The sequence below is a fragment of the Calidithermus timidus DSM 17022 genome (genome assembly GCF_000373205.1).
In the GTDB taxonomy this organism is placed as follows: Bacteria; Deinococcota; Deinococci; order Deinococcales; family Thermaceae; genus Calidithermus; species Calidithermus timidus.
The window spans coordinates 275,448-298,535 of record NZ_KB890688.1 but is presented as its reverse complement, the minus strand read 5'-3'; the positions used below and the strand labels follow the sequence as shown (position 1 = coordinate 298,535).

Below are 23,088 nucleotides of genomic sequence, written 5' to 3'. Positions count from 1 at the left end.
AGGAACGCCCATGAGCGTGCTCGAGGTTGAACACCTCACCGTGCGCTACGGCGCCGTGGAGGCCGTGCGTGACCTCTCCTTCCGGGTGGAAGAGGGGGAGGTGGTCACGCTCATCGGCCCCAACGGGGCGGGCAAGACCAGTACCCTGCTGGGCCTGGTGGGGCTGGTGGCGGCAAGGGGCAGCGTGCGCTACCGCGGCCAGACCCAGCCCCGTCGAACGCCCGAGGCCCTGATGGCCCAGGGGCTGGTCCTGGTGCCCGAGAAGCGCGAGCTGTTCACCTCCTTGAGCGTGGAGGACAACCTCCTGCTGGGAGCTTTCCAGCGTCATCAGCGGCGGGAAAGCGGGATCCGCGCCGACCTCGAGTGGGTCTACACGCTCTTTCCTCGCCTGCTCGAGCGACGCACCCAGTTTGCGGGCACCATGTCCGGCGGCGAGCAGCAGATGCTGGCCATCGGGCGCGCGCTGATGGCCCGGCCCAAACTGCTCCTCCTGGACGAGCCCAGCTTGGGCCTGGCCCCCCTGATCGTGCGGGAGATCTTCGACATCCTGGAGGGGCTCAAGCGGGAGGGTATTCCCATCTTGCTGGTCGAGCAGAACGCCCGTATGGCGCTGGGCCTGGCCGACCGGGGCTACGTGCTCGAGGCCGGCGAGTTGGTCATGGAAGGCCGCGCCCAGGACCTGCTGCACGACCCGCGGGTGCTGGAGAGCTACCTTGGCCTGCGCGGGAAGGAGGCCGAAGCATGACCGACCCCTTTATGGCGCTGCTGGGCATCGAGCTGCGCTCGATCGGACGCGGGCAAGCCCGCTTGAGCGCCCGCGTAGCCCCGCAGCACCTCAACATCCACGGCTCCTGCCACGGGGGCTTCCTCTACAGCCTGGCCGACGCCGCCTTCGCGCTGGCCTCCAACTCGCACGGGGTGACGGCAGTGGCCCTCTCGACCCACATGGAGTACTTCAAGCCCGCTCGTGAAGGCGACGTGCTCGAGGCCCTCGCCACCGAGGAGAACCTGGGCCGCCGCACGGCCACCTACCGCATCGAAATCCGGCGCGGCGCGGAGCTGGTGGCCCTGTTCACGGGTACAGTGTTCAGAAAGGAGGCCGATGGCTCATAGGGCCGATGGTCAAAGACACCCGTCTTGGCTATGACACCCGTCTTGGCTATGACACCCGTCTTGGCTATCAGCTCTTAGCTATCAGTGTTCATATGGAAGCCTACATCATCGACGCAGTACGTACGCCCGTCGGCAAGCATGGCGGGGTGCTCTCCTCGGTGCGCCCCGACGATCTGGGGGCCATTCCCATCCGGGCCCTCTTACAGCGAACAGGCGTGCCGGGAAGCGACATCGAAGACGTCTACATGGGTTGTGCCAATCAAGCCGGCGAGGACAACCGCAACGTGGCGCGGATGTCGCTCTTGCTGGCCGGATTACCCATCTCGGTGGGGGGTTCGACCGTCAACCGGCTGTGTGGCAGCGGCCTGGAGGCGGTAGCGAGCGCGGCCAGGGCCATCATGGTGGGTGAAGGGCAGGTCTACATCGGCGGCGGGGTGGAGAGCATGAGCCGCGCCCCCTGGGTCATGCCCAAAGCCGAGAAAGCCTTCGCCACGGGCAACGTGACCGTCTACGACAGCACGCTGGGCTGGCGCTTCATCAACCCACGCATGAAGGAGATGTACGGCACCGAGGCCATGGGCGAGACCGCCGAGAATCTTGCCGAGCAGTACCAGATCTCCCGCGAAGAACAGGACAAGTTCGCCCTGCGCTCACACCAGAAGGCCATCGCCGCTCAGCTCTCGGGCGCTTACGAAAGCCAGATGGTCCCGGTGGAAATCCAAAGCCGCAAGGGCGACCGCGAGTCCATCTGCAAGGACGAGGGGCCCAGGGCCGACACCAGCCTCGAGGCCCTGGCCAAGCTCAAGCCGGTGTTCCGTCAAGGCGGGAGCGTCACCGCCGGCAACAGCTCTTCGCTCAACGACGGGGCCGCGGCGGTGCTGCTGGCTTCGAGGGACTACGCCCAGGCCCACGGGCTCAAAGCGCTGGCCCGCGTGCGCTCTATCGCCGTGGCGGGGGTCGAGCCACGCATCATGGGCATCGGGCCGGTTCCCGCAACCCGCAAGGCACTCGAGCGGGCCGGGCTATCCCTCTCCGACCTCGGCCTGATCGAGCTCAACGAGGCCTTCGCCGCGCAAAGCCTGGCTGTGCTACGCGAGTGGGGGATGGACCCCGAAGACCCTCGGCTCAACCCGGGCGGCGGGGCTATCGCCATCGGTCACCCGCTAGGCTGCTCGGGGGCACGCATCCTCACCGCTTTGGTGCACGAGATGCAGCGACGCGAGGTGCAGTTCGGCCTGGCGACCATGTGCATCGGCGTGGGGCAGGGCATCGCGATGGTAGTCGAGAGGGTATGAGGGTGCTCGAGCAGTTCCGCCTCGACGGCAAGGTGGCCCTGGTGACGGGGGGCTCGCGGGGCCTGGGGCTCGAGATCGCCTACGCCCTGCGCGAGGCCGGGGCCAAAGTCGCGCTACTGGCCCGCCGGGAGGGCTTCTTCGAAGACGCCCTCAAACTCATCCCCGACGCCCTACCCATCGTGGGCAACGTGCAAGACGAGGAGGGCCTCGAGCGTGCCGTCGAGCGGGTCGAGGCCGAGCTCGGGCCCCTCACGGTGCTGGTCAACGCCGCCGGGGTGACCTGGGGCCAGGACGCACTCGAAGTCCCCGCCGCCAAGATCCGTGAGGTGCTCGACATCAACATCACCGGCGCCTTCCTCGCCAGCCGCATCGCCGCCCGGGGTATGAAGCAACGCGGCTACGGCAAAATCCTCAACATCGCCTCGGTAGCCGGGCTGATGGGTAGCCCCAGCGAGGTCATGGATGCCGCCGCCTACTCGGCCTCCAAGGGCGGCCTGATCGCCCTGACCCGCGACCTCGCGGTGAAGTGGGGCCCCTTCGGCATCCGGGTCAATGCTCTGGCCCCCGGCTTCTTCCCCACCCGCATGACCGAAAAGGTGCTGCCGCGCATCGAAGCCGCCGTGGCCGGGCGCACCCCGCTGGGCCGCCTGGGCCGCAGCGGCGAGCTCGCCGCTGCCGCGCTCTTCCTCTGCTCCCCCGCCTCCGACTACGTCAGCGGCCAGGTGCTCGCCGTGGACGGAGGAATGACCGCTCAGTGAGTTCCGTGCGGGCGCACGATTTGACAGGAGGTACCCATGCCCATCTTCCAGCCCGAACTCGAGACCCTTCCCCGCCCCAAGCTCAAAGCGCTCCAGGACGAGCGGCTGCGCGAGCAGGTGGCCTACGTCTACGAGCGGGTGCCCTTTTACAGGCAAGCCCTGGACGAGCGGGGTCTGAAGCCCGGCGATATCCGGGGCCTCGAGGACATCCACAAGCTCCCCTTCACCAGGAAAAAAGACCTGCGCGAGACCTACCCCTTTGGCCTCTTCGCGGTGCCGCGCCACGAGCTCGCCCGCATCCACGCCAGCAGCGGCACCACCGGCAAGCCCACGGTGGTGGGTTACACCAAAGGCGACCTCGAGATCTTCGCCGAGGTGGTGGCTCGCTCGCTGGCCGCCGCGGGGTGCGAGCCCGGCATGATGCTGCACAACGCCTACGGCTACGGCCTCTTCACCGGCGGGCTGGGGCTGCACGGGGGCGCGGAGAAGTTGGGCATGATCGTGGTGCCCGTCTCCGGCGGCATGACCGAGCGACAGATCATGCTGATCCAGGACTTCAAGCCCGAAGTCATCTGCTGCACCCCCTCGTATGCCCAGACCCTGGCCGAGGAGTTCAGGAAGCGCGGGGTGAGCCCGGAGGAGATCAGCCTCAAGTACGCCGTGCTGGGCGCGGAGCCCTGGACCGAGGCCATCCGAAAGAGCGTGGACGAGGGCTTAGGGGTGAAGTCCACCAACATCTACGGCCTCTCCGAAATCATCGGCCCGGGTGTCTCCAACGAGGACGTCAACGAACGCGACGGCCTGAGCTACATCTGGGAGGACCACTTCTACCCCGAAGTCGTCCACCCCGAGAGCGGCGAGGTTCTGCCCGAGGGCGAGGTGGGCGTGCTGGTGCTCACCACCCTCACCAAGAAGGCCATGCCGGTGCTGCGCTACTGGACCGGCGACCTCACCTACATCACCCGCGAGCCGGCTGCCTCCGGGCGCACCCACGCCCGCATGGCGCAAATCCGGGGTCGCACCGATGATATGCTCATCGTGCGCGGGGTCAACGTCTACCCCACCCAGATCGAGGCGGTGCTGACGCAGATCCCCGAGGTGGCCCCCCACTACCAGATCGTGCTGCGGCGCGAACGCACCATGGACGAGGTCGAACTCAAGCTCGAGGTCGCCGAGCCTTTCTTCCGCGAAGTGGGCGCGCAGATGCTCTCCGACGAGGTCGTCGAGGCCGATCACCGCCTCTCGGCGCTGCGCGACAAGGTGGCGCACAAGATCAAGGACAACATCGGCGTCTCGGTCAAGGTCACGCTGCTCAGCCCCGGCACCGCCCCGCGCAGTGAAGGCGGCAAGCTCAAGCGCGTGGCGGACTTGAGAAATTTGGGCTGATATTGGCCACTATGAAACCCATACCCATCGGATACCAAGCGACGCTCGAGCTCACCGTCACCGACGAGATGACCGTGGACTTCGAGCACCCCCACGACCCCCGGCTGGGCAAGCTGCACGCCGTCTACGCGACCTACTGGATGGCCAAGCACATGGAGATGGCCGGGCGCATGATCATCCTCGACTTCCTCGAGGAGGGCGAGGAGGGCATCGGCTCGAAGGTGAGCGTGGATCACCGGGCCTCGGCCCTGCCGGGCATGAAGGTGCGGCTCTTAGCCGAGCACACCCGCACCGAGGGCAACCGTGTTTGGGCCGCCCTCAAGGTGTGGAACGAACTCGGCGACCTCATCGGCGAGGGCGAGACGGAACAAGTGATCTTGCCCAAGGGCAAGCTCGAGCGCATTTTCGAGAAGCTCGAGGAGCGCTGGGCGGCTCACCTGCGCGCCCAAAGCTAGGCCCCGGTGCACATGGCCCGCCTGCCGCTATTCCCCCTACCCGAGACCGTGGTCTTCCCCGGCCTGTTAATTCCGCTGTTCATCTTCGAGGAGCGCTACAAGCAGATGACCCGGGACCTGCTCGAGCGCGAGGAGGGTGAGCGACGCTTCGTGATCACGCTGGCGGGGCCGGAGCCGGGGATGTATCGCCGGGTGGGCGGCTACGTGGAGTTGCTGGCGGCCTCGGAGAACCCCGACGGCACCTTCAACATCGTCTGCCGGGGTGGGGAGCGCTGCCGCGTGGGCGAGGTGGGGTTGGGCGAGGGCAAGCTTTACTACTCGATCCCCGACCAACCCCTGCCCCTCGAGCGCTCCGACCCCGGCCTCGAGGCCATTGCCGCCTGGGACGCGATGGAGGCTTTTCGCAACTACGTCGCGGGCAAGGCCGATCCCAGAGCCCTGGAGCAGGCCATCGCCAACCTGCCCGAGGACCCGCTGTACCAGGCTTCCTTCCTATGCGTAAACCTGCGGGTGCCCGCCGCCGAGAGGCAGGCCCTGCTCGAGGCCCCCTCGCTGGTGGCCCGCCTCGAGCTCGCCCAGAAGCTCATGCGCCAGGGGCCGCTCTCGAGCAGCGGGTCGGAGGCCTGAAGCGGGCAATCCAGGTCTTTCGATGCGGCCCCGGCGCCCGACCTCACCGCAAACTGCGAAAGCGCTCGAGCCGCCGGTCAGGCTCCAGCCCCAATTCCCGCATCGCAGCGGCATACAGGCTCCACCCCTCGGCGGCTAGGGGGGTTTCGAGCAGGCGCTCGAGCACGGCCTCGTCGGTGGGCTCCAGGCGCAGGGCCTCGAGCCAGGAGGCCGGTTCGCTGCTCAGCAGCAATCGCTGGCGTCGTGAAGCGCGGTAAGCTTCGCGGAAGCGGTCGATCTCGGGGTGGTCGAAGCCCTCCAGCGGCAGGCGGTTGGAATCCGGCAACTCCCACACATCGACCCACAGCTCGGGCACCCGGACCAGGCCGTAGGGCTTGAGGAAGTAGCCGGGCACACGGCTGGGACGACCTGGCTCGAGCGCCCCCAACAACTCTGACCACAGCACCCGGAACTCCCCGTCGGAAACCTCCAAAGTCTCCAACAAAGCCTCCTTGCTCCACTCCCGAATCAGCAGCAAGGCCAGCAGCAGGCGGGCTTTTTCCCGCTTGAGCCGCACCTCCCGCCCTTCCACCCGCAAGCTGAGCCCACCCAGCGCAAAAAGCTCGACGCGAACCCCTGGGTGGTAGGGCAACGGCAGCTTTCCCGCCTCCCACAACAGCCGGCGGGTGCGGTGAATGGGCGGGGCGAAGAGCGTGGGCTGGGCCAGGAAGGGATAGCGCTCGAGCAACTCGGTGGGCGCGCTGCTCCAGGGGTAGGCCGCGGCCAGCGCCAGCAGGAAGGGGTCCTCGAGGGCGGTGAAAGCGGGCAAGCCAAAGGGCTCGCCCCGGCGCAGGTGGGCGTAGGCTACGGCCAAGGTCATGAAGGCTTCTACCCAGGGGTCGCCCGCTTCCCGGCTCAGGCGGATCATATCGGCATAGGCTCGCGCGGCGCCTATCGCCGCCAGACCGCCCAGGGCCTCCACCTTCAGCCGCGCCGGCCCGCCTTCAGCCAGGGCCAAGGCCCGCTCGTAAGCCGCACGGGCTTCTTCCCAGCGGTTCTGCGCCAGCAGGGCGTGTCCCAGCCGAGCCTCGGCCAAGGCCACCACGAAGGGGCTCCCCAGGGTCTCGCCCTCGCGGCGGCCTTTGTGGGCCATGGCCTGAGCGCTCTCAGCGTCCCCGGCGACGGCCTCGAGCAACGCCAGCAGCAGCGTGCCCTCGCGGTGGTTCTGGGCTACGGGAAGGCTACGGGTGTGCTCGCGGCGCAGCTCCTGCAAAGCCCTCTCCGGCTGCCCACCCCGCAGCCAGAGCCTAGGGCCTACCATGCCCATCGCCGCGGCCTCGGTCACCCGGCCCGAGTTGAGCAGGTTCTCGGCCCACAGCCGCTTTGCCTCCTCGGGGTGGGTCTTGCGGGCGGCCTCGAGATAAGGCCAAGCCCTCGCCGGCTCCACGGTGTCGAGGAACAGCCGGGCTAAGCCCACGTTGGCCTGCTCCACGCCCGACTCCAATGCCCGGCGGTAGGCCTGCTCGGCCTCGGCGTAGCGCCCGGCCTGGCGCAGGCCCTCGGCGTGGAGGTAGCACAGCGCCGGACGGGTGGCAAACATCTCCTGGGGGATGCGCTCGAGCATCGCCAGCACGGTGTAAGTCAGGCCTTGCCGCAGCCACTCCGCGCCCTGGCTCATTACCAGGTCGGCGGCGTGGCCCAAGCGCCCGGCCTCGAGCAAGTATCCCGCCGCCCGCACACCCTCTCCCCTCTCCAGCGCGGCGTCGGCAGCCCGCGTCAGCAGAGCACGCACCTCGGCGGGCTCGAGCAGGCTGATGAGGGCCTGGCGTACCAGGGGATGAAAACGGATGCGCCCCCCCACCCACTCCAGCAGCAGATCGCTGGCGTAGGGCTCGAGGGCGGAGACATCCCCTATCCAGGCGAGTTCCTCCGGCCCTAACTCGCCCAGAACACTCGCGCGGGCGGCGATCTTCTGCACGCTCTCGGGCAGGCTGGGCAGCAAGTAGGCCAGGAGCCCGGCGGGGTCGGGGTGAGCGTAGAAAGCCTCCTCGGGGCGTGCTCCGCGCCGCATGGCCCTCAGCAGCAAGCGCAGCCCCAGCGGCCACCCCCGCACCAAGCTGTGGGCCTGCTCGACCTCGAAGGCCGGGAGTTCGGGCGCGATGGCCACGGCCAGCTCCAAAGCCTCCTCGGCGTCGAAGGCCAACTCGCGCTCACCCAGCACGCGCCCCAGCACCTCCCAGGGCGCCGCCCGGCGGCTCAACACGGCCATCTGTAGGGCGGGGGCCTGCGAGAGCATACGCAGGAAGGCCAGCGCTTCGCGGCTGGCAGCCCGCTGGGCTTCGTCGAGGACCAGGAGGTGAGCCGGACCCAGGGGATTATGCCACGCGGCCAGCTCCTCCAGCAGCGCTTCGGCGGCCTTGGCCCAAGCGCCGTGCTCGAGGGCTTGTTCGACCTCGAGCGCATGGCCCCCGAGCCGGGGGCGGTAGGCCTCGAGCAGGTGCCAGCCCAGCACCACCGGATCCTGGCAGTCCTCGGCCAGGGTGAGCCATACCCCACCACCTGCCATCAGCGAGGCCATCAGTGTGGACTTGCCCCAACCCGCCCCAGCCGCCAGCACCAGCACCGGGCTTTTGGTGAAACCCTGGCGCACCACCTCGCCCAAACGCAGGCGGCTGACTTCTCGAGCCGTGCGCGGGGGCAGCAAGCGGCTTTTGGGCACACGGTAGGGCATGGCGTAGCTAAGGAATTGTACCCGCAAAGAGGCTACACTGGCTCACATGAGCACGACCATTTACGACGCGATCAAGAAGACCATCGTCGAGGCCATGAAAGCCAAGGACCAGACCACCCTCGACTTTGCCCGCGTGATCAAGGCCGAGATGGACCGCAAGGGCGATGGCCGCCCCCTGCCCGACACCGAGGCAGTCAAGATCCTCAAAGCCCTGCGCGTCACGGCCGAGGAGACGGGAAACCGCTTCGACCTCGAGTTCCTCGACCGCTTCCTGCCCAAGGAGATGAGCGAGGAGGAGATCGAGGCTTGGGTGCGGGCCAACATCGACTTCAGCCAGTTCAAGGCTCCCCTGGCGGCCATCGGCGTGGTAACCAAGGCTCTGGGTCCCGCGGCTCCGGGAGACAAGGTGCGCAAGGTGATCGAGCGGGTTGCGAAGGGTTGAGCTTGGGCACCGGCAGGGCAATCATACCAGATTCGGTTAGTTCGTCACCGAATGGTGACGCCGCCCCGCCAAGGCGGGGCGGTCGACCGAAGGGAGTGCTCTGGGATTCAAAAAGATAGCCTCTGGGTTTTGGTTTTGAAGAGTATCTTTTTGAATTCGGTATCAGATCGCAAGGCACTCGCCAGCCTTGACGCCTCTTGGCCTCCTTCGGGTTTTTGAGCTAAACTGAAGTCTTGCCTGGGAAAGGGGCACGGTCGCGGATGGGTAACCATCTGAGGAAAGTCCGGGCTCCACAGGGCAGGGTGCCAGCTAACGGCTGGGCGGGGCAACCCGACGGAATAGTGCAACAGAGAGCAGACCGCCGCCAACAGGCGGCAAGGGTGAAACGGTGGGGTAAGAGCCCACCAGTGCCCCTGGAGACAGGGGGAGCTAGGCAAACCCCACCCGGTGCAAGGCCTACGTGAGGGCTCTGCCCTCGCGCACCACAGGGAGAGCTGGCCCGGCTCGCTTCACCTGTAGGGATTGGCCGCTCGAGGTCGCTGGCGACAGCGATCCCAGATAGATGACCGTGGAAACAGAACCCGGCTTACGCCCTTTCCCAGGCAGCCCCCTCCTCGAGGAGGGGGTTTTTAATGTTTTCTTTATTTTTATTCGCCTCAGACAGATCGAATTTCTAGGTTCTGACGCCAATAGAACCAGAAAATTGCTTCACTTCAGCCTTTCCCAGCACCCCTCATCAGAAAAATTCCCTCCCAGACGGAAATCCCTATACACCCGCGCCCCTTCGGCTTCGCTTTACCCTCCGATGGGAGTTGGGTGGGACAGAGGTGGGGCAGAAGTGGGATACAGTGGTAAAACGTGGGAGTTTTGTGGTAGATTGAGCTACAGAACGGCGATGCCAGTGGGATAGACACCCAAAACCCCGTTGGCGAAGGGAAGCCAAAAGCTTGAACTGGAGAAAAGACGATGCCCTTCGGTGAATACCAGTATAGCCTCGACGACAAGGGGAGGGTTGTGATACCGCAACCCTTCCGTCCTTTTATCGAGGACGGCGTGGTGATCACCCGGGGGCTCGAGGGCTGCTTGTACATGTTTCCCCTGCTGGCTTGGAGCAAGATCGAGCAGCAACTCGTGAACCTTTCGCTTATCGACCTGGAGTCGCAGAAGTTCATGCGCTTTTTCTACATGGGCGCTTACAAAACCCAGATGGACAACGCCTCGCGGGTCACCATCCCGCCACCGCTACGCAAGTTCGCGGGAATCGAGGACTCCAATGAGGTGGTGGTGGCCGGGGCTCCCACCCGGCTCGAGCTGTGGAGTGAGAGCCGCTGGTGGGAGAACATCAACCAGGTGCTGGCCAATCCGCCCGCCCCAGAGGCGCTGCGAGGGTTGGTGGGGTGATGACCTTGGAACCAGGCCCCTCCCACACCCCGGTGCTCCTCGAGGAGGCGCTAAAGTGGCTCGACGTCCGTCCCGGCGGGCTCTACGTCGATGCCACGCTGGGGGGCGCGGGCCACACGCGGGGCATCCTGGAGCGCGGGGGCGAGGTGATCGCCTTCGACCAGGACCCGCAGGCCATCGCGCGGGCCCAGGCGTTGAAGCTGCCTGGGCTCAGGCTGGTGCAGGCCAACTTTCGCCACCTCACCGCCGAGCTATCCAGGCTCGGCGTCACCCTCGCAGACGGCATCCTGGCCGACCTAGGCGTCTCCAGCTACCACTTCGACGACCCCGCTCGAGGCTTCAGCTACCGCCTCGAGGGGCCGCTGGACATGCGCATGGGCGAGGGCGAGCTCACCGCAGGCGAGGTGGTCAACACCTTCGAACTCGAGGAAATCGCCGACATCCTGCGCAGCTATGGCGAGGAAAATCGGGCCTATCGCATCGCCCGCCACATCGTGGCTTCACGTCCCATCCGCACCACCACCCAGCTGGCCGAGGTGGTGCGCAAGGCCACGGGCTTCCGCGAGGCTGGGCACCCGGCGCGACGCACCTTCCAGGCCCTGCGCATCTACGTCAACGACGAGCTAGGGGCGCTGCGCGAGCTGCTGGAGGGAGCGACCGGGGTGCTGCGTCCAGGCGGGCGGCTGGTGGTGATCAGCTTTCACTCGCTGGAAGACCGCCTGGTGAAGCACTTTCTGCGCGAGCACCCGCGCTTGTCGGTGCTGACGAAGAAACCGGTGATCCCCAGCCAGCAGGAGATGGAATCCAACCCGCGTGCCCGCAGCGCCAAGCTGCGCGCGGCGGAACTGAAAGGGGGCGGGGCATGAGGGTGATCGGGCGGTGGGGGGGGCTGTATCTGTCTCTGCTGATCGCGCTGGGCACGCTGGGGTACTTTAACCAGTCCTCCAATCAGGCTATCGCCCGGCTCGAGCAGCACAAAGCCGAGCTCGAGGAGCGCGTGCTGCAGCTAACCCTTGCCCACTACCAGCACACCTCGGCCCTGGCCTTGCGCGAGTGGGCCAAGAACAACGGCTTCATTCCCATGAGCGTGGCCCGGTGGGCCAGGGAGGGGCAATGACCCAGGCCAGCTTGCACCGGGTATGGGTGGTGATCATCGCCTTCGTGTGCTATGGCCTGGCGGTGGGGTACGGGCTGGTGCAATTGGCCCTGCACGCGCCCCAACTACAGCCGCGCAGCTCCCAGTCCAGCAAGCCCCTATCCCCTCGAGGCACCCTGCTAGCCCGCGATGGCACGCCTCTGGCAATGAGCAGCCGCGCAGGCGAGCGGCTATACCCCTTAGGACCCTCGGCCTCGCAGGTGCTCGGTTTCGCCGAGCGGGACCCCAGGGGTGTGGCCGGGCAGGGGTTGGCCGGGCTCGAGCGCGACCTCGAGGGCGTCCTGGCCGCAGGCCGCGACGTGCGCCTGACCCTCGATCCCGCCGTGCAGTCGCTGGCCGAGCAGGCCCTGTGGGGTGCTCTGGAGAGTTCCAAAGCCGACTGGGGCACCGCGCTGGTCATGGAGAGCAGGACCGGGCGGCTCCTGGCCGTGGCCAACGCTCCCGCCTTCGATCCTCAGGCGCCCCGCAAGGACCCAGCCGTAGACCTCTCCTGGCGCAACCATGCCTTCAGGGTGGCGCTCGAACCGGGCTCGACCATGAAGGCCATCACGGCGGCGACGTTGCTCGAGCAGCGCAAGGCCAGCCTGGACACCGTGGTAGAGGCTCCGATGTACTACCAGGTCGGGGGCTGGACCATCAACGACGCGGTGTCCCACCCGCCCAAGCTCACCCTGGCCGAGGTGCTCAGGTACTCCTCCAACGTCGGCATCAGCAAGCTGGCCCGCAGCATGGAGCGCAGCAAGCTCTACGAGAGCATGCAGAAGCTGCACTTCACCGATCCCCGCCCGATGAGGGGAGCCTGGCTCGAGCGGCCCCAGGTGCGCCCCCCCGAGCAGTGGGGGCCCAGCGAGTACGCCAACGCCACCTTCGGGCAGGGCTTCTTGATCACCCCGCTGCACCTCGCCGCAGCCTTCAACGCCCTGGCCAACGACGGGGTCTACCTGCCACCGCAGCTGGTGCAAGAAGCGGTGGGCGAGGGCGAGCGGGTGTTCCGCAGCGAAGTGGCCCGCAGCATCCGCAAAGCCCTCACCGACGGGGTAGCTCCCCAGGCCAGGCTCGAGGGCTACGTCCTGGGAGGCAAGACCGGCACCGCGCAGGTGGTGGTAGACGGGCGCTACTCCAAAACCATCTACAACGCCCTCTTTGCCGGGTTCATCCCCTCCGATGAGCCCAAGGTGACGGTGGTGGTGGTGCTGCATCACCCCAAAGGTCCTCGCATCCACGGCGCGATGGTGGCAGCCCCGGTCTTTCGCGAGATCGCCGCCGGGCTCTTCAGCCTGTGGGGGGAGCCGCCCCGGCTGGAAGCCTCATCCAAAAGCCGCTAGACTGGGAGCCCAGTGAGGCTGTTGTGCATGTTGAGTATCTGACACATCTTACTGCTTATACCGAACAAACCCCGGAGGTCAGGACCTGATGGAAGCCACACCCAAACAAGCCGATCAGAGCTGGGGCAGCCTCAGCCCGGAATGGGTCGCCTCCGTCCTCGAGGGTCGCCTGCACCCGCCGGTGGCAGTGGCCCACGACCTCACTTGGGATTCGCGCATGGTGCGGCCAGGGGCGGCCTTCGTGGCCCTGCCCGGTGCCAAGGTTCACGGACGGGAGTTCGCCGTCAAAGCCCTCGAACAGGGGGCGGCCTTCGTCATCACCGACCAAGCCCACCCCGGAGCCATCGAGGTGGCCGACCCCGCTCTGGCCCTGCGCAAGCTGGGCTTAGCCCTGCGCCGGCGTTTCGGCGGAACGGTGGTGGCGGTGGGAGGTAGCTCTGGCAAAACCACCACCAAGGAAGCCCTGGCCCAGGGGCTGGCCTGGCCCGCACCTCAGGGCAACCTCAACAACGCGCCCGGCCTAGCCCAGTTCCTCTGGCGGCTGGACCCCAAGGCCAAGGGAGCGGTGCTCGAGCTGGGCATCGACCGACTGGGTGAGATGGACGAGCTCGTCGAGATGACCCGGCCCACGCTGGGCCTGCTGAGCGCGCTGGGACCGGAGCACCTCGAGGGCCTGGGTAGTTTCGAGAACGTCGTGCGCGAGGAGTCGCGGCTGCTACAGGCCACCGAGCTTCGCCTGTGCAGCCAGCAGGCAGCCCGGTGGGTCCGGCTTCCCGGCTTGAAAAGCTACGGCTTCGAGCGGGCCGACTTCCAGGGGACGGACCTGGAACTGGGAAGCGACTCGAGCCGCTTCCGCTACGCCGGGCGCGGCGTCAGGGTTCCCTATGCTGGCTTGGGCCCCGCCCTGGGCGCGCTGGCCGCGCTGGCGGTGGCCGAGGTCCTAGGCGAGCCGCTGGGGGACGTGATCGAGCGCCTGGCCCACCTGCGGCTCCCCGGCGGGCGCATGGAGCGCCTCGTCCGTGGGGGCATCACTATCCTCAACGATGCCTACAACGCCAATCCGCTCTCGGTGCAGGCTGGGCTCGAGTACCTCAAGACCCAACCGGGGCGCAAGTGGCTGGTGCTGGGCGAGATGAAGGAGCTGGGCGAGCGCAGCTTGGAGTACCACCTCGAGGCCGCCCGCCAGGCCGCCGCCGTGAGTGAGCGGCGCATCTTCCTGGGCACGCACGCCCAGGCTCAGGCCCAGGCTGTGGGCGGAGAGGTGGCCGCCAGCATAGAGGAGGTGGCCGAACTGCTCTCGAGCGTCGAGGAGGGCGACCTGGTCTACCTCAAGGCTTCGCGCTCGGTGGGGCTGGAACGGCTGCTGGAGATCTGGCCGAAGGAGGCGCGGTGAGGCGGCTGTTGGGCCTGTTGCTCTTGAGCCTGTTGGGCTGTGCGCCCCAGGTCGGGGGAGGTCAGACCCCCGCCTCCGAACAGACCTTGCTGCTGAGCAACGGGCTGATTCAGGGGCGCACCGTGCGCCTGAAGGGGTTGGAGTTCAGCCTGCCGGGGGTGCCCCTGGTGGCGACCACCGCTGGCGAGCGGCTCTATGTGGGCTTCCCCTTCCAACTGCTGGTGTACGAGCAAGGGCAGCTCGAGAACAGCTTGCCGCTGAGTTCCAGTCCACGCTTCATCAAGGGCTGGCCCGGTGTGGTGGTGGGGCTCGAGGAGGGGGTATACACCCCGGGCCGCGGGCTGCTGCGGCTGAGGGAAAAGGCCCTCGACGCGCTGGTGGTGGGGGACCAGATCTACTGGGTGGACGGTAAATCCTTCTTCGGCGGCTCGAGCCTCCTCTCCGAGGGCGCTTACAAGCTGGTGGCGGGCGACGAGCGCCGGGTGATGGCCCTCACCGCTGCCTCGGCGTTTATCTACCCTGACGGGCGCAGCATCAGCCTGCCCGAAGAACCCCTCGCCGCCGTGGTGGTCGAGGACCTCTACATGCTGGGCAAAAGGGGCCTCTACCGCATTTCAGCCAGCGGGCTACGGATCGCTTTCCAGCCGGGAGACTATAGCGCCATCGCCACCGACGGCGAGAGCCTGTCGCTGTTGCAGGATGGTCGCCTGGTGCGCTTCAACCTTTCGCTGGGAGGGCTATGACGCTGGTTGCTGCCGTGGTGCTTTCGTGGTTTCTGGGTGGCCTGTGGATCACCCTGATGCGCTCGCTGGGCCTAGGCAAGCAGGTGCGGGCCGAGGGCCCACAGAGCCACCTGAGCAAGAGCGGGACGCCTAGCATGGGCGGGGTGAGCTTCCTGCTGGCCGCCGCCATCGTCTATGGGTTGCAAGGCGGCGACCAGTACGCCGGGCTCTGGCTTCTGGGGTTGGGCTATGCCCTGTTGGGACTGGCCGACGACCTGGCCGGGATGATGCGTCGTCCCCTCAAGGCGCGGGAGAAGCTGGCGGTACAGGTGGTGATGGGGCTGGTCTTCGCCATCTGGGCCAGTGGGCAGGTTTCCTATACGCCTTACCCCCTGATGGACATCGCCCTTTTCGTGCTGGTGCTGATCGCCGCTACCAACGCCTTTAACTTCACCGACGGGGTGGACGGGCTCCTAGCCAGCGTAACCGCCGTGCTGCTGCTGCCCTTTCAAGGGCTGACCCTGGCGCAGAGCCTGCTGGGGGCACTGTTGGGCTTTTTGTGGCACAACGCACCCAAGGCCCGCTTGTTCATGGGCGACACCGGCAGCATGGCCTTGGGCGCGCTGGTGGCGGGGATGTTCATCCTCGAGGGCAAGCTGTGGTGGCTGCCCCTGGCCGCGCTGATCCCGGTGCTCGAGGTGCTTTCGGTGATAATCCAGGTCACCTACTTCCGCCGCACCGGCAGGCGCATCTTCAAAATGAGCCCGCTGCACCATCACTTCGAGCTTTCAGGCTGGGAGGAGAGCAAGGTGGTGTTCCGCTTCGTGGTCCTCACCGCCATCACCACCGCCCTCTCTTATGCCCTGTGGGGGAGGGGGGCATGAAGGGGCGGCTGGTCTTCGGCCTGGGGCGCAGCGGCCTAGGGGTGCTGGCCTATCTGCGGCGCAAGGGGCTTCCCGCCGACTTCCACGACGACAGGCCCAAGGCCGAAGAGGTGGCGCAGGCCCAGGCCTGGGGCTTCGCTCCGGCGGCCCAGCTCTCGGGCTACGGCGAGGTGATCGCGGCGCCTGGCGTGCCCATCGACCACCCGGCGCTCGAGCGCCTGCGCGCGGAAGGGGCCGAAATCCTGGGCGAAGTCGAGCTGGCCTATCGCCTCTCCCCCACCCCCCTCATCGGGATCACCGGGACCGCGGGCAAGGGCACCACCACCGTCGCCACCGAGTATTTTCTCAAGGCGCTGGGCTTTAGGGCCTTGGCCGGAGGCAACCTCGACCCACCCCTCTTGGACATCGTGGACCAGGCCGAGGTGGCCGTGGTCGAGCTCTCCAGCTTCCAGCTCGAGCGCGTCGTCCATTTCCGGCCAAGGGTGGCGGTGCTGCTCAACCTGGGCGTAGACCACCTCGACCGCCACAAGACCCTGGCGGCTTACCACGCCGCCAAGCTCAACCTGCTGCGCAACCTCACCCCGGAGGATGCCCTGGTCTACAACGCCGCCGACGAGCGCATCATCACGGGCATCCAGGGCTGCGTGGCCCGACGAATCCCCTTCTGGCCCCAGGCCACGCCCCGCCAGACCAACCTGCTGGCGGCCCGCCTGGCGGCCAGGGCTTATGCCGAGCTAGCCGGAAAAGCCGTGGACGAGGAGGTCCTCGAGCAGGCTCAGGCCACGGCGCCGCAGCTCGAGGGCCGCTTTGAAGCTTTTGCTCGCACGGGGGAGGTGACCTTCATCGATGACTCCATCGCCACCCGCTTCGATGCGGTGCGCGCCGCGCTGCTGGCCGCTCCCCAGCCCATCGCCTGGATCTTAGGCGGGGTGGACAAGGGGGCTCCGGTGGCCGAACTGCGCGAGGTGGTCCGGGAGCGGGTGCGGGTGATCCTGGCCGTGGGGCGCGACGGGCCGCGGATGGCCCAGTGGTTCAGCGACCTCACCGAGGTCGTACCCATCCACGAAGCCGAGGGGCAGGCTGCCCTGCGCAAAGCGGTGCAGGAGGGCCTGCAGCGCCTGCAAAGCGGCAGCGTCCTGCTGGCCCCGCTGGGCACCTCCTTCGATCAGTTCAAGGACTACAAGCACCGCTCCAGGGTCTATAGGCAGGTGGTACTCGAGCTGGGCGCCGTTCCGCTGGGGGGAGGGTAAGCCGTGGACCCGGTCCTGCTGCTCTCACAAGCGCTGTTGCTGGGCTTCTCGTTCGTCGGCATCGCCACCGCCCGCCCCCACCTGCTCGAGGAGCATCTGATCCGCGTGGCCCTATGCCTCGCCGCGACGGGCCTGGGAGCGCTGGTGCGCCCGCTGTGGCTGGTGCGCTACGCCAAACCCCTGTTCGCCCTCACGCTGGCGCTGCTGGTAGGGGTGCTCTTCGTGGGCACCGGCCCGACGGGGGAGTACCGGCGCTGGTTCAGCCTCGGCCCCGTCGACCTCCAGCCCTCCGAGCTTTTGAAGCTGGTGGCGATCTTCTACATCGCGGCCTACTTCCACCAGCGCAACCTCGACCAGCCCATCCTCAAGGTGGTGGCCTGGCTGGGGCTGGCCTCGGTGTTGGTGGTGGCCGAGCCCGATGTGGACGGCGGGATTTTGATGGTGGCGCTCACCGGCACCATGCTGCTGCTCATCGGCGTTCCCTGGCGGCGCATCCTGGCCCTCACCGCGCTCTTGGGCGTGCTGCTCTTAGCCTTCATGACCTTCGTCCCCGACAAGTTCACCTACATCCCCCAGCGCTTCGAGGGGATGCGGCTCTACCTGCGCGGGGAGGCCGACCCCGGCAAAGAGGGCTACCAGGCCACCTACGCCCACCGCGCAATCCTGCAGGCCGGGCTCTTTGGGCGGGGGCCGGGCACCCCGATGCAGATTCCCACCGGCTTGACTGGCCTGACCAGCGATCTGGCCGCCGTTCCCATCGTCTGGGCCACGGGCTGGCTAGGCGGCGCCATGCTGCTGAGCGCGCTGGGATTGTTGCTGCTGCGGGGTTTCAACATCGCTCTGCACCTCGAGGGCAGCGCTGCGGTGCTGGCTACTGGCCTGACCTCCTACCTGCTCTTCCAGACCACCTTCAACCTGATGGGCACCCTGATCTACCCCATCATCGGCATGCCCCTGCCCTTCGTGAGCTACGGCGGCACCTCGCTGATCACGGCCGGCTTCGCCGTAGGGCTCATCCACGCCCTAGCCCGCGAGGCCCGTCCCAGCCTGTCGCAGGAGGCCACCGCATGAGCCGCCCGATCCTGGTAACAGGCGGAGGAACCGGGGGGCACTTCTACCCCGGCCTGGCCGCCGCCCAGGCGCTGCGCTCGTTGGGAAACGAGGTGGCCTACGTGGGAGCGGAGGAGGGCCTCGAGGCCCGCCTACTCCCGCAGGGAGAGCTGCCCTACTACCTCATCCCCGCGGGCAAGCTCTCACGCGAGATGCTGCGCCCGGCGGAGGGGGGCAAGGTGGTGCGGGGCCTGGTGAGCGCCCGCCGCCTGCTGCGCCGCCTCAAGCCCAGGGCGGTGCTCTCCACCGTGGGCTACGCCGGATTCCCACTGGCCTTCGCCGCTGAGTGGGCTGGCGTGCCGGTGGTGATCCACGAGCAGAACGCCCGGCTGGGGTTGGCAGCCCGCTGGCTGGCCGCTAAGGCCCAGCGCATCGGCCTTTCGCTGCCGGTGGCGCTGGGCGAACCGCTCGCCTCCCGCTCACGGGTGGTGGGCTACCCGGTGCGCGAAATCCGGCACGACAAGGTCGAGGCCAGGCGGGCGCTGGGTCTGGACCCGGCCCGTCCACTCATCCTGGTCATGGGCGGCAGCCAGGGCAGCCTCGAGCTCAACCGTGAGTTGCCAAGCCGGCTCGAGCCCTTTGTGGGCGAGTACCAGGTGCTGCACCAGTGTGGGCTTCGCTGGGAAGCCCAGATGCAAGCCGAACACGCCAGGGCTGCGGGCTACGTGGTGCGCGGCTTCGTAGACGGCCCCCTGGCCTGGAGCGCTGCCGACTTCGCCATCACCCGCGCCGGAGCCGGGACCCTGGCCGAGGCCGCCTACCACCAGGTCCCCAGCCTCCTCGTGCCCCTCCCCGCCGAGCTTGACGGCGGCGCGCAGCAAGCCAACGCCCGCTTCTATGCCCAGCGAGGCGCTTCGGTTATCCTGGAAGGCTGGGAGCGGTTCCAGGCCAAGCTGGAACAGCTCTTCACCCAGGCCACAGCCATGAGAAGCGCACTCGCTCAGCTCTCCCCCGCCGGGGCAGCCTGCCGCCTGGCCGAACTGGTGCTGGAGGTTGCCCGATGAACTCGCGCCACTACCACCTCATGGGCATCGGCGGGATCAGCGTCTCGGCGCTGGCTGAAATCCTGTTGCGGCAGGGACACCGGGTATCCGGCTGCGACCGGCGGCTCTCCGAGCGCACTGCCCGGCTCGTCCAGAAAGGCATCCGTGTTTTCGAGGGGCACCATCCGGGGCACCTCGAGGGCGTGGACGTGCTCGTAGCCTCTACCGCCATCGGCGAGGAAGAGCCCGAGCTGGCCGAGGCCCGTCGGCGCCAGGTTCGGGTGCTGCGGCGCATCGAGCTGCTCGGCGAGGTCATGGGCCGGGGCGAGAGCCTGGGCGTGACCGGCTCCCACGGCAAGACCTCCACCAGCGCCATGCTGGCCCAGATTCTGCTCAAAGCCAACCTCGACCCCACGGTGGTGCTGGGGGCCGACTTTGCGGCCATCGGCGGTAACTACCGCATCGGCAGCGGCCCCATCGTGGCCGAGGTAGACGAGTCCGACCCGCTGTTCCAGCACCTCAAGCCCAGCGTCGCCGTCATCACCAACCTCGAGGCCGACCACATCTCCCCCGACGGCCTCAAGCGCCCCAATTACCACGAGTCCTTCGAAAGCCTCAAAGAGGCCGTCCGCAGCTTCGCCCAGGGCGCAGCCAGGGTGGTCTACAACGCCGAGTGGGAACCGCTCGAAGCCCTCACCGCCGGGACCGAGCGCTACAGCTTCGGGTTGGCACAGGGCGACTGCCACGCCGCAGATATCGAGCTGCTGCCCTTCGGCAGCCGCTTCGACCTCGTCTGGCAGGGCCAAGCGCTGGGGCGACTCGAGCTGCGGGTTCCGGGCAGACACAACATCGCCAACGCCCTCGCCGCCGCGACTGCCGCCCTGCTGGTGGGGGTCCCCTTCGCAGCCATCCGCGCCGCGCTCGAGGACTTTGCCGGAGCCCAGCGCCGCTTCGAGCGCTTAGGCGAGTGGCAGGGGGCCTTGGTGGTGGACGATTACGCCCACAACGCCACCAAGCTCAGCGCCCTGCTGGCTGCGGCCAGGGCCACCGGGTTGCGGGTGCGGGTGGTGTTTCAGCCCCACCGCTACGGGCGTAGCGAGCAGGAGTGGCCCAGCTACGCCAGAGCGCTCGAGCAGGCCGACGAGGTACTGCTCCTCGACGTGTATGCCGCTTCGGAGCAGCCCATAAGGCTCACCAGCGCCCAGATCGTGGGCAACATCGTGCGACACCTCGAGCAACGTGGCCGCCCCGCCCGGTACTACGCCTGGGACGAAGCCCTGGCCTATCTGCGCCATAGCGCCCAGCCAGGCGACCTGATCCTGACCGCCGGCGCGGGCAACGTAACTCAGCTCGGGCGGCTGCTGGTCGGCGAACTGGGCAAGGAGGTCGTGTGAAGGTCGAGCGGCTCGAGCTCAGCAAGCTCACCACCCTGGGGGTGGGCGGCCCTGCCGAGGTCTGGACGGTGGAGACCCCTGAGGATTTGCCCCTGGCCACCCAGGCCCCCTACCGGGTGCTGGGCAACGGCTCCAACCTGCTGGTGGCCGACTCCGGCGTGAAAGAGCGGGTCATCAGGCTGGGCGGGGTCTTCAAGGAGTGGGACCTGAGGGGCTGGGTGGGGGCAGGGGCGCTGGTCAGCAGCTTGCTGCTCAAGAGCGCCCGGCTGGGCCTTTCCGGCCTGGAGGGCCTGTACGGCGTCCCGGCCCAGGTGGGCGGGGCCATCCGGATGAACGCCGGGACCCGCTTCGGGGAGATGGTCGACGCGCTCGAGCGCGTCGAGATCTTCCACGACGGAGCTTTGCACATCTACCGCCCCGAGGAGCTGGGCTTCGCCTACCGCCACTCCGCGCTGCCCGCTGGGGCCATCGTGACCCGCGCAAAGCTGCGCCTGCGCGAGGTGGGCGAGGAGGCGGTGCGGGCCAAGATCGCCCTGGTGGACGCCGCCCGCAAGGGTCAGCCCAAGAAAAAGAGCGCGGGCTGTGCCTTCAAGAACCCCGTCGGGGACTCGGCGGGCCGCCTCATCGACCGGGCCGGACTCAAGGGGCTCACGGTGGGCCGGGCTATGGTCAGCCACGAGCACGGCAATTTCATCGTCAACCTAGGCGGAGCCACGGCGCGGGAGATCTATACGCTGCTGCGCAGGGTACAGCAGTTTTTACCGCTGGAAGTCGAGTGGGAGATCTGGGGCAACCTGGAAGCGGAGGAGGTGAGGGTGTGATCCGAAGCTTGTTGGCACTGCTCACGCTGGCCACCCTCGGCATAGGCAGCCGGGTGGTGTGGCCGGTGGAGCGGGTAGAGGTCGTGGGCAATATCCAGCTCTCCGACAGCCAGGTACGCGCCATCACCGGCCTCGAGGTCGGTACGCCCTGGCTGTGGGCCTGGCCCAAGCGCCTCGAGGCACTACGGGCCAACCCCTGGGTGCGCTCGGCCCGGCTCGAGCGCCCGGCCATCGGCCAGTTGCGCATCGTGCTCGAGGAGCGCAAAGCCCTGGCCACGCTGGTGTTGGGGGGAATGGAATGGGGGCTCAGCGACGACGGGACCCTCCTACCCAACCCTCCCGAGACCCCCATCCGCGTCGAGGGGCTTGGCTCAATTCGGCTTAGCGATGTGATCGCCATCGTCAAAGCCCTTCCCAACGCCACTTCGATCCGCTATACTCCTGCGGGTTATACGGTCCGTGGAAAGGGCTTCGAGGTGTGGGCCGCCACGGCCACCGAATTGCAAAAGTGGGCCAGCGAGCGCAAATCCCTTGCAAACAAGCCCACCTACCTCTATCCTTGGGGGGAGAGTAAAAGCCGATGATTCTTGTTGGAATTGACGTAGGGACCACCAAAGTATGCACGGTGATTGGTGAACTCTCGTCCGACGGCCACCTGGACGTGATCGGTGAGGGAACCGTTCCTTCCCAAGGGCTCAAACGCGGGGTCGTCACCAACCTCGAGCGCACCAGTGAGGCCATCCGGCAGAGCCTCTTCCAGGCCGAGCGGGTGGCCGGGGTCAAGGCCGAGCAGGCGTTCGTGGGGGTTGCGGGTTCGCACATCAAGAGCGTGACCAGCCACGGCCTGGCCGCCATCCGTCGCGGACACAGCATCACCCAAGCCGATATCGAGCGGGCCATCGAACAGGCCAAGGCCTATCCCTTCGAGGGCGACGTGGACCTGATCCACGCCCTGCCGCTGGAGTTCAGGGTGGATGGGCAGGAGGGCATTCGCGACCCCATCGGCATGGCCGGGGTACGGCTGGAGGTGGACGTTCACCTCGTAGCCGCCGGGCGCGGTCCCCTCATCAACCTGCGCAAGGCCGTCGAGGACGCCGAGGTGAGCGTGGGTGGGGTGATCCTGCAATCGTATGCTTCGGGTCTAGCGGTGCTTTCACCCGAAGAGATGAGCATGACGGTCATGCTCATCGACGTGGGCGGGGGCACCACCGACGTGGCCGTGTTCAAGGGGGGTCGCCTGGCCCACTCGGCGGTGATTCCGCTGGGCGGCGACCACATCACCAGCGACATCTCCCAGCTACTGCGCATTCCCTTCGAGGAAGCCGAGCGGGTGAAGAAGAAGTACGGGGCGGCCCTGCCCGAGCTCGCCGACCCCGAGCTGGTGCTGGAGATCAACCAGGAAGGCGGCCCGCCCCAGGTGGTGCAGGCCACCGAGCTGGCTAAGATCATCCGCCCGCGCCTGCGCGAGATCCTGCACTTCGCCCGCTCCAACGTCGATGAGGCGCTGGGGCCGCTGGAGATCACGGTGGGTAAGGTGGTGCTCACCGGGGGCAGCGCCCTGGTGCGGGGTTTGGAGGAACTCGCCCGCAAGCAGTTCAACCTGCCCGTGCGGCTGGGTCGCCCCATCGGGATCTCGGGGCTGACCGACGTGGTGGCTTCCCCTACCCATGCGACCGCGGTGGGCCTGGTGCGCTACGCCAGCCTCCATGCCCAGCCGGCCTCGGCCAAGCCCGGCGTGCTGCGTCTGGGGCGCAAGTCCCAGAGCGCGAACAGCGCTACGAGCGGCCACAAGGAGGACGAGGGGCCGGGGCTGTGGGAGCGAATCAAGGGCGTATTCAAAAATTTCTTCTAAGGAGATGGGGT

The 23,088-nt window shown here is 67.6% G+C and carries 23 protein-coding genes and 1 other RNA gene; 23 read left to right on the top strand and 1 reads right to left on the bottom strand.

The features are described 5' to 3' along the window. Positions 1 to 10: 10 nt before the first annotated feature. The 7 genes from B047_RS0104640 to B047_RS0104610 all read left to right on the top strand — a co-directional run bounded on the left by B047_RS0104640 (position 11) and on the right by B047_RS0104610 (position 5,634). Complete coding sequence (locus tag B047_RS0104640; RefSeq protein WP_018465793.1) at positions 11 to 745, top strand: ABC transporter ATP-binding protein; 735 nt, start codon at positions 11 to 13, stop codon at positions 743 to 745. Then, positions 742 to 1,113, top strand: coding sequence for a hydroxyphenylacetyl-CoA thioesterase PaaI (gene paaI / locus B047_RS0104635; protein ID WP_018465792.1), 372 nt, complete (start codon positions 742 to 744; stop codon positions 1,111 to 1,113). The genes B047_RS0104640 and paaI overlap by 4 nt, the downstream gene beginning before the upstream one ends. Before the next feature lie 92 nt (positions 1,114 to 1,205). Continuing rightward, positions 1,206 to 2,408 carry a 3-oxoadipyl-CoA thiolase gene (gene pcaF / locus B047_RS0104630; protein WP_018465791.1) on the top strand — a complete coding sequence of 401 codons (1,203 nt, stop codon included), beginning with the start codon at positions 1,206 to 1,208 and terminating at the stop codon, positions 2,406 to 2,408. Then, on the top strand, positions 2,405 to 3,166 hold the full coding sequence (locus B047_RS0104625) for an SDR family oxidoreductase (RefSeq protein ID WP_018465790.1): 762 nt from the start codon (positions 2,405 to 2,407) through the stop codon (positions 3,164 to 3,166). Before pcaF ends, B047_RS0104625 begins: the two co-directional genes overlap by 4 nt. Before the next feature lie 36 nt (positions 3,167 to 3,202). Further along, on the top strand, positions 3,203 to 4,552 hold the full coding sequence (locus B047_RS0104620; protein ID WP_018465789.1) for a phenylacetate--CoA ligase family protein: 1,350 nt from the start codon (positions 3,203 to 3,205) through the stop codon (positions 4,550 to 4,552). Between the two features lie 11 nt (positions 4,553 to 4,563). Beyond that, complete coding sequence (locus tag B047_RS0104615; RefSeq protein ID WP_018465788.1) at positions 4,564 to 5,007, top strand: thioesterase family protein; 444 nt, start codon at positions 4,564 to 4,566, stop codon at positions 5,005 to 5,007. Between the two features lie 12 nt (positions 5,008 to 5,019). Continuing rightward, on the top strand, positions 5,020 to 5,634 hold the full coding sequence (locus B047_RS0104610; RefSeq protein ID WP_018465787.1) for an LON peptidase substrate-binding domain-containing protein: 615 nt from the start codon (positions 5,020 to 5,022) through the stop codon (positions 5,632 to 5,634). A gap of 43 nt (positions 5,635 to 5,677) precedes the next feature. Here B047_RS0104610 and B047_RS0104605 read toward each other — a convergent pair whose 3' ends face one another. After that, positions 5,678 to 8,344 (bottom strand): hypothetical protein, encoded by a 2,667-nt coding sequence (locus tag B047_RS0104605; protein ID WP_018465786.1) that lies wholly within the window; start codon positions 8,342 to 8,344, stop codon positions 5,678 to 5,680. Positions 8,345 to 8,390: 46 nt separating this feature from the next. On the opposite strand from B047_RS0104605, the gene B047_RS0104600 reads away from it, so the two are divergent. The 16 genes from B047_RS0104600 (at position 8,391) to ftsA (ending at position 23,077) form a co-directional block, all read left to right on the top strand. Then, the gene (locus B047_RS0104600) at positions 8,391 to 8,786 is read left to right on the top strand and encodes a GatB/YqeY domain-containing protein (RefSeq protein ID WP_018465785.1); all 396 of its coding nucleotides are present in this window, start codon (positions 8,391 to 8,393) and stop codon (positions 8,784 to 8,786) included. A gap of 238 nt (positions 8,787 to 9,024) precedes the next feature. Next, positions 9,025 to 9,391: RNase P RNA component class A (rnpB, locus tag B047_RS17175), an RNA gene on the top strand. 361 nt (positions 9,392 to 9,752) lie between these two features. Further along, on the top strand, positions 9,753 to 10,187 hold the full coding sequence (gene mraZ, locus B047_RS0104595; RefSeq protein WP_018465784.1) for a division/cell wall cluster transcriptional repressor MraZ: 435 nt from the start codon (positions 9,753 to 9,755) through the stop codon (positions 10,185 to 10,187). Beyond that, positions 10,187 to 11,053, top strand: a complete 867-nt coding sequence (rsmH, locus tag B047_RS0104590; protein WP_018465783.1) for a 16S rRNA (cytosine(1402)-N(4))-methyltransferase RsmH — start codon at positions 10,187 to 10,189, stop codon at positions 11,051 to 11,053. The genes mraZ and rsmH overlap by 1 nt, the downstream gene beginning before the upstream one ends. Continuing rightward, positions 11,050 to 11,304, top strand: coding sequence for a hypothetical protein (locus tag B047_RS0104585; RefSeq protein WP_018465782.1), 255 nt, complete (start codon positions 11,050 to 11,052; stop codon positions 11,302 to 11,304). Before rsmH ends, B047_RS0104585 begins: the two co-directional genes overlap by 4 nt. Beyond that, positions 11,301 to 12,668, top strand: a complete 1,368-nt coding sequence (locus tag B047_RS0104580) for a peptidoglycan D,D-transpeptidase FtsI family protein (protein ID WP_018465781.1) — start codon at positions 11,301 to 11,303, stop codon at positions 12,666 to 12,668. Before B047_RS0104585 ends, B047_RS0104580 begins: the two co-directional genes overlap by 4 nt. 88 nt (positions 12,669 to 12,756) lie before the next feature. Then, positions 12,757 to 14,061, top strand: coding sequence for a UDP-N-acetylmuramoyl-tripeptide--D-alanyl-D-alanine ligase (locus tag B047_RS0104575; RefSeq protein WP_018465780.1), 1,305 nt, complete (start codon positions 12,757 to 12,759; stop codon positions 14,059 to 14,061). Further along, a complete protein-coding gene (locus tag B047_RS0104570) occupies positions 14,058 to 14,804 on the top strand; it encodes a nucleoside phosphorylase-I family protein (RefSeq protein WP_018465779.1) in 747 nt (248 codons plus the stop codon). The genes B047_RS0104575 and B047_RS0104570 overlap by 4 nt, the downstream gene beginning before the upstream one ends. Then, the gene (locus tag B047_RS0104565) at positions 14,801 to 15,667 is read left to right on the top strand and encodes a phospho-N-acetylmuramoyl-pentapeptide-transferase (protein ID WP_018465778.1); all 867 of its coding nucleotides are present in this window, start codon (positions 14,801 to 14,803) and stop codon (positions 15,665 to 15,667) included. The genes B047_RS0104570 and B047_RS0104565 overlap by 4 nt, the downstream gene beginning before the upstream one ends. Then, the gene (murD, locus tag B047_RS0104560) at positions 15,664 to 16,917 is read left to right on the top strand and encodes a UDP-N-acetylmuramoyl-L-alanine--D-glutamate ligase (protein ID WP_040779349.1); all 1,254 of its coding nucleotides are present in this window, start codon (positions 15,664 to 15,666) and stop codon (positions 16,915 to 16,917) included. The genes B047_RS0104565 and murD overlap by 4 nt, the downstream gene beginning before the upstream one ends. A gap of 3 nt (positions 16,918 to 16,920) precedes the next feature. Continuing rightward, positions 16,921 to 17,988, top strand: coding sequence for an FtsW/RodA/SpoVE family cell cycle protein (locus B047_RS0104555; RefSeq protein WP_018465776.1), 1,068 nt, complete (start codon positions 16,921 to 16,923; stop codon positions 17,986 to 17,988). After that, positions 17,985 to 19,031, top strand: a complete 1,047-nt coding sequence (locus tag B047_RS0104550; protein ID WP_018465775.1) for a UDP-N-acetylglucosamine--N-acetylmuramyl-(pentapeptide) pyrophosphoryl-undecaprenol N-acetylglucosamine transferase — start codon at positions 17,985 to 17,987, stop codon at positions 19,029 to 19,031. Before B047_RS0104555 ends, B047_RS0104550 begins: the two co-directional genes overlap by 4 nt. Beyond that, positions 19,028 to 20,404 carry a UDP-N-acetylmuramate--L-alanine ligase gene (gene murC, locus B047_RS0104545; RefSeq protein ID WP_018465774.1) on the top strand — a complete coding sequence of 459 codons (1,377 nt, stop codon included), beginning with the start codon at positions 19,028 to 19,030 and terminating at the stop codon, positions 20,402 to 20,404. Before B047_RS0104550 ends, murC begins: the two co-directional genes overlap by 4 nt. Further along, positions 20,401 to 21,225, top strand: a complete 825-nt coding sequence (locus B047_RS0104540; protein WP_018465773.1) for a UDP-N-acetylmuramate dehydrogenase — start codon at positions 20,401 to 20,403, stop codon at positions 21,223 to 21,225. Before murC ends, B047_RS0104540 begins: the two co-directional genes overlap by 4 nt. Beyond that, entirely contained in the window at positions 21,222 to 21,809 is a 588-nt protein-coding gene (locus B047_RS0104535) for a cell division protein FtsQ/DivIB (RefSeq protein ID WP_018465772.1), read from the top strand. Before B047_RS0104540 ends, B047_RS0104535 begins: the two co-directional genes overlap by 4 nt. Next, positions 21,806 to 23,077, top strand: coding sequence for a cell division protein FtsA (gene ftsA, locus B047_RS0104530; RefSeq protein ID WP_026234584.1), 1,272 nt, complete (start codon positions 21,806 to 21,808; stop codon positions 23,075 to 23,077). Before B047_RS0104535 ends, ftsA begins: the two co-directional genes overlap by 4 nt. Positions 23,078 to 23,088 lie beyond the last annotated feature (11 nt).

Excerpts from the sequence above, each read along its gene's own strand:
- B047_RS0104640 (WP_018465793.1), top strand. The coding sequence starts at position 11 with ATGAGCGTGCTCGAGGTTGAACACCTCACCGTGCGCTACGGCGCCGTG.
- paaI (WP_018465792.1), top strand. The coding sequence starts at position 742 with ATGACCGACCCCTTTATGGCGCTGCTGGGCATCGAGCTGCGCTCGATC.
- pcaF (WP_018465791.1), top strand. The coding sequence starts at position 1,206 with ATGGAAGCCTACATCATCGACGCAGTACGTACGCCCGTCGGCAAGCAT.
- B047_RS0104625 (WP_018465790.1), top strand. The coding sequence starts at position 2,405 with ATGAGGGTGCTCGAGCAGTTCCGCCTCGACGGCAAGGTGGCCCTGGTG.
- B047_RS0104620 (WP_018465789.1), top strand. The coding sequence starts at position 3,203 with ATGCCCATCTTCCAGCCCGAACTCGAGACCCTTCCCCGCCCCAAGCTC.
- B047_RS0104615 (WP_018465788.1), top strand. The coding sequence starts at position 4,564 with ATGAAACCCATACCCATCGGATACCAAGCGACGCTCGAGCTCACCGTC.
- B047_RS0104610 (WP_018465787.1), top strand. The coding sequence starts at position 5,020 with ATGGCCCGCCTGCCGCTATTCCCCCTACCCGAGACCGTGGTCTTCCCC.
- B047_RS0104605 (WP_018465786.1), bottom strand. The coding sequence starts at position 8,344 with ATGCCCTACCGTGTGCCCAAAAGCCGCTTGCTGCCCCCGCGCACGGCT.
- B047_RS0104600 (WP_018465785.1), top strand. The coding sequence starts at position 8,391 with ATGAGCACGACCATTTACGACGCGATCAAGAAGACCATCGTCGAGGCC.
- mraZ (WP_018465784.1), top strand. The coding sequence starts at position 9,753 with ATGCCCTTCGGTGAATACCAGTATAGCCTCGACGACAAGGGGAGGGTT.
- rsmH (WP_018465783.1), top strand. The coding sequence starts at position 10,187 with ATGACCTTGGAACCAGGCCCCTCCCACACCCCGGTGCTCCTCGAGGAG.
- B047_RS0104585 (WP_018465782.1), top strand. The coding sequence starts at position 11,050 with ATGAGGGTGATCGGGCGGTGGGGGGGGCTGTATCTGTCTCTGCTGATC.
- B047_RS0104580 (WP_018465781.1), top strand. The coding sequence starts at position 11,301 with ATGACCCAGGCCAGCTTGCACCGGGTATGGGTGGTGATCATCGCCTTC.
- B047_RS0104575 (WP_018465780.1), top strand. The coding sequence starts at position 12,757 with ATGGAAGCCACACCCAAACAAGCCGATCAGAGCTGGGGCAGCCTCAGC.
- B047_RS0104565 (WP_018465778.1), top strand. The coding sequence starts at position 14,801 with ATGACGCTGGTTGCTGCCGTGGTGCTTTCGTGGTTTCTGGGTGGCCTG.
- murD (WP_040779349.1), top strand. The coding sequence starts at position 15,664 with ATGAAGGGGCGGCTGGTCTTCGGCCTGGGGCGCAGCGGCCTAGGGGTG.
- B047_RS0104550 (WP_018465775.1), top strand. The coding sequence starts at position 17,985 with ATGAGCCGCCCGATCCTGGTAACAGGCGGAGGAACCGGGGGGCACTTC.
- murC (WP_018465774.1), top strand. The coding sequence starts at position 19,028 with ATGAACTCGCGCCACTACCACCTCATGGGCATCGGCGGGATCAGCGTC.
- ftsA (WP_026234584.1), top strand. The coding sequence starts at position 21,806 with ATGATTCTTGTTGGAATTGACGTAGGGACCACCAAAGTATGCACGGTG.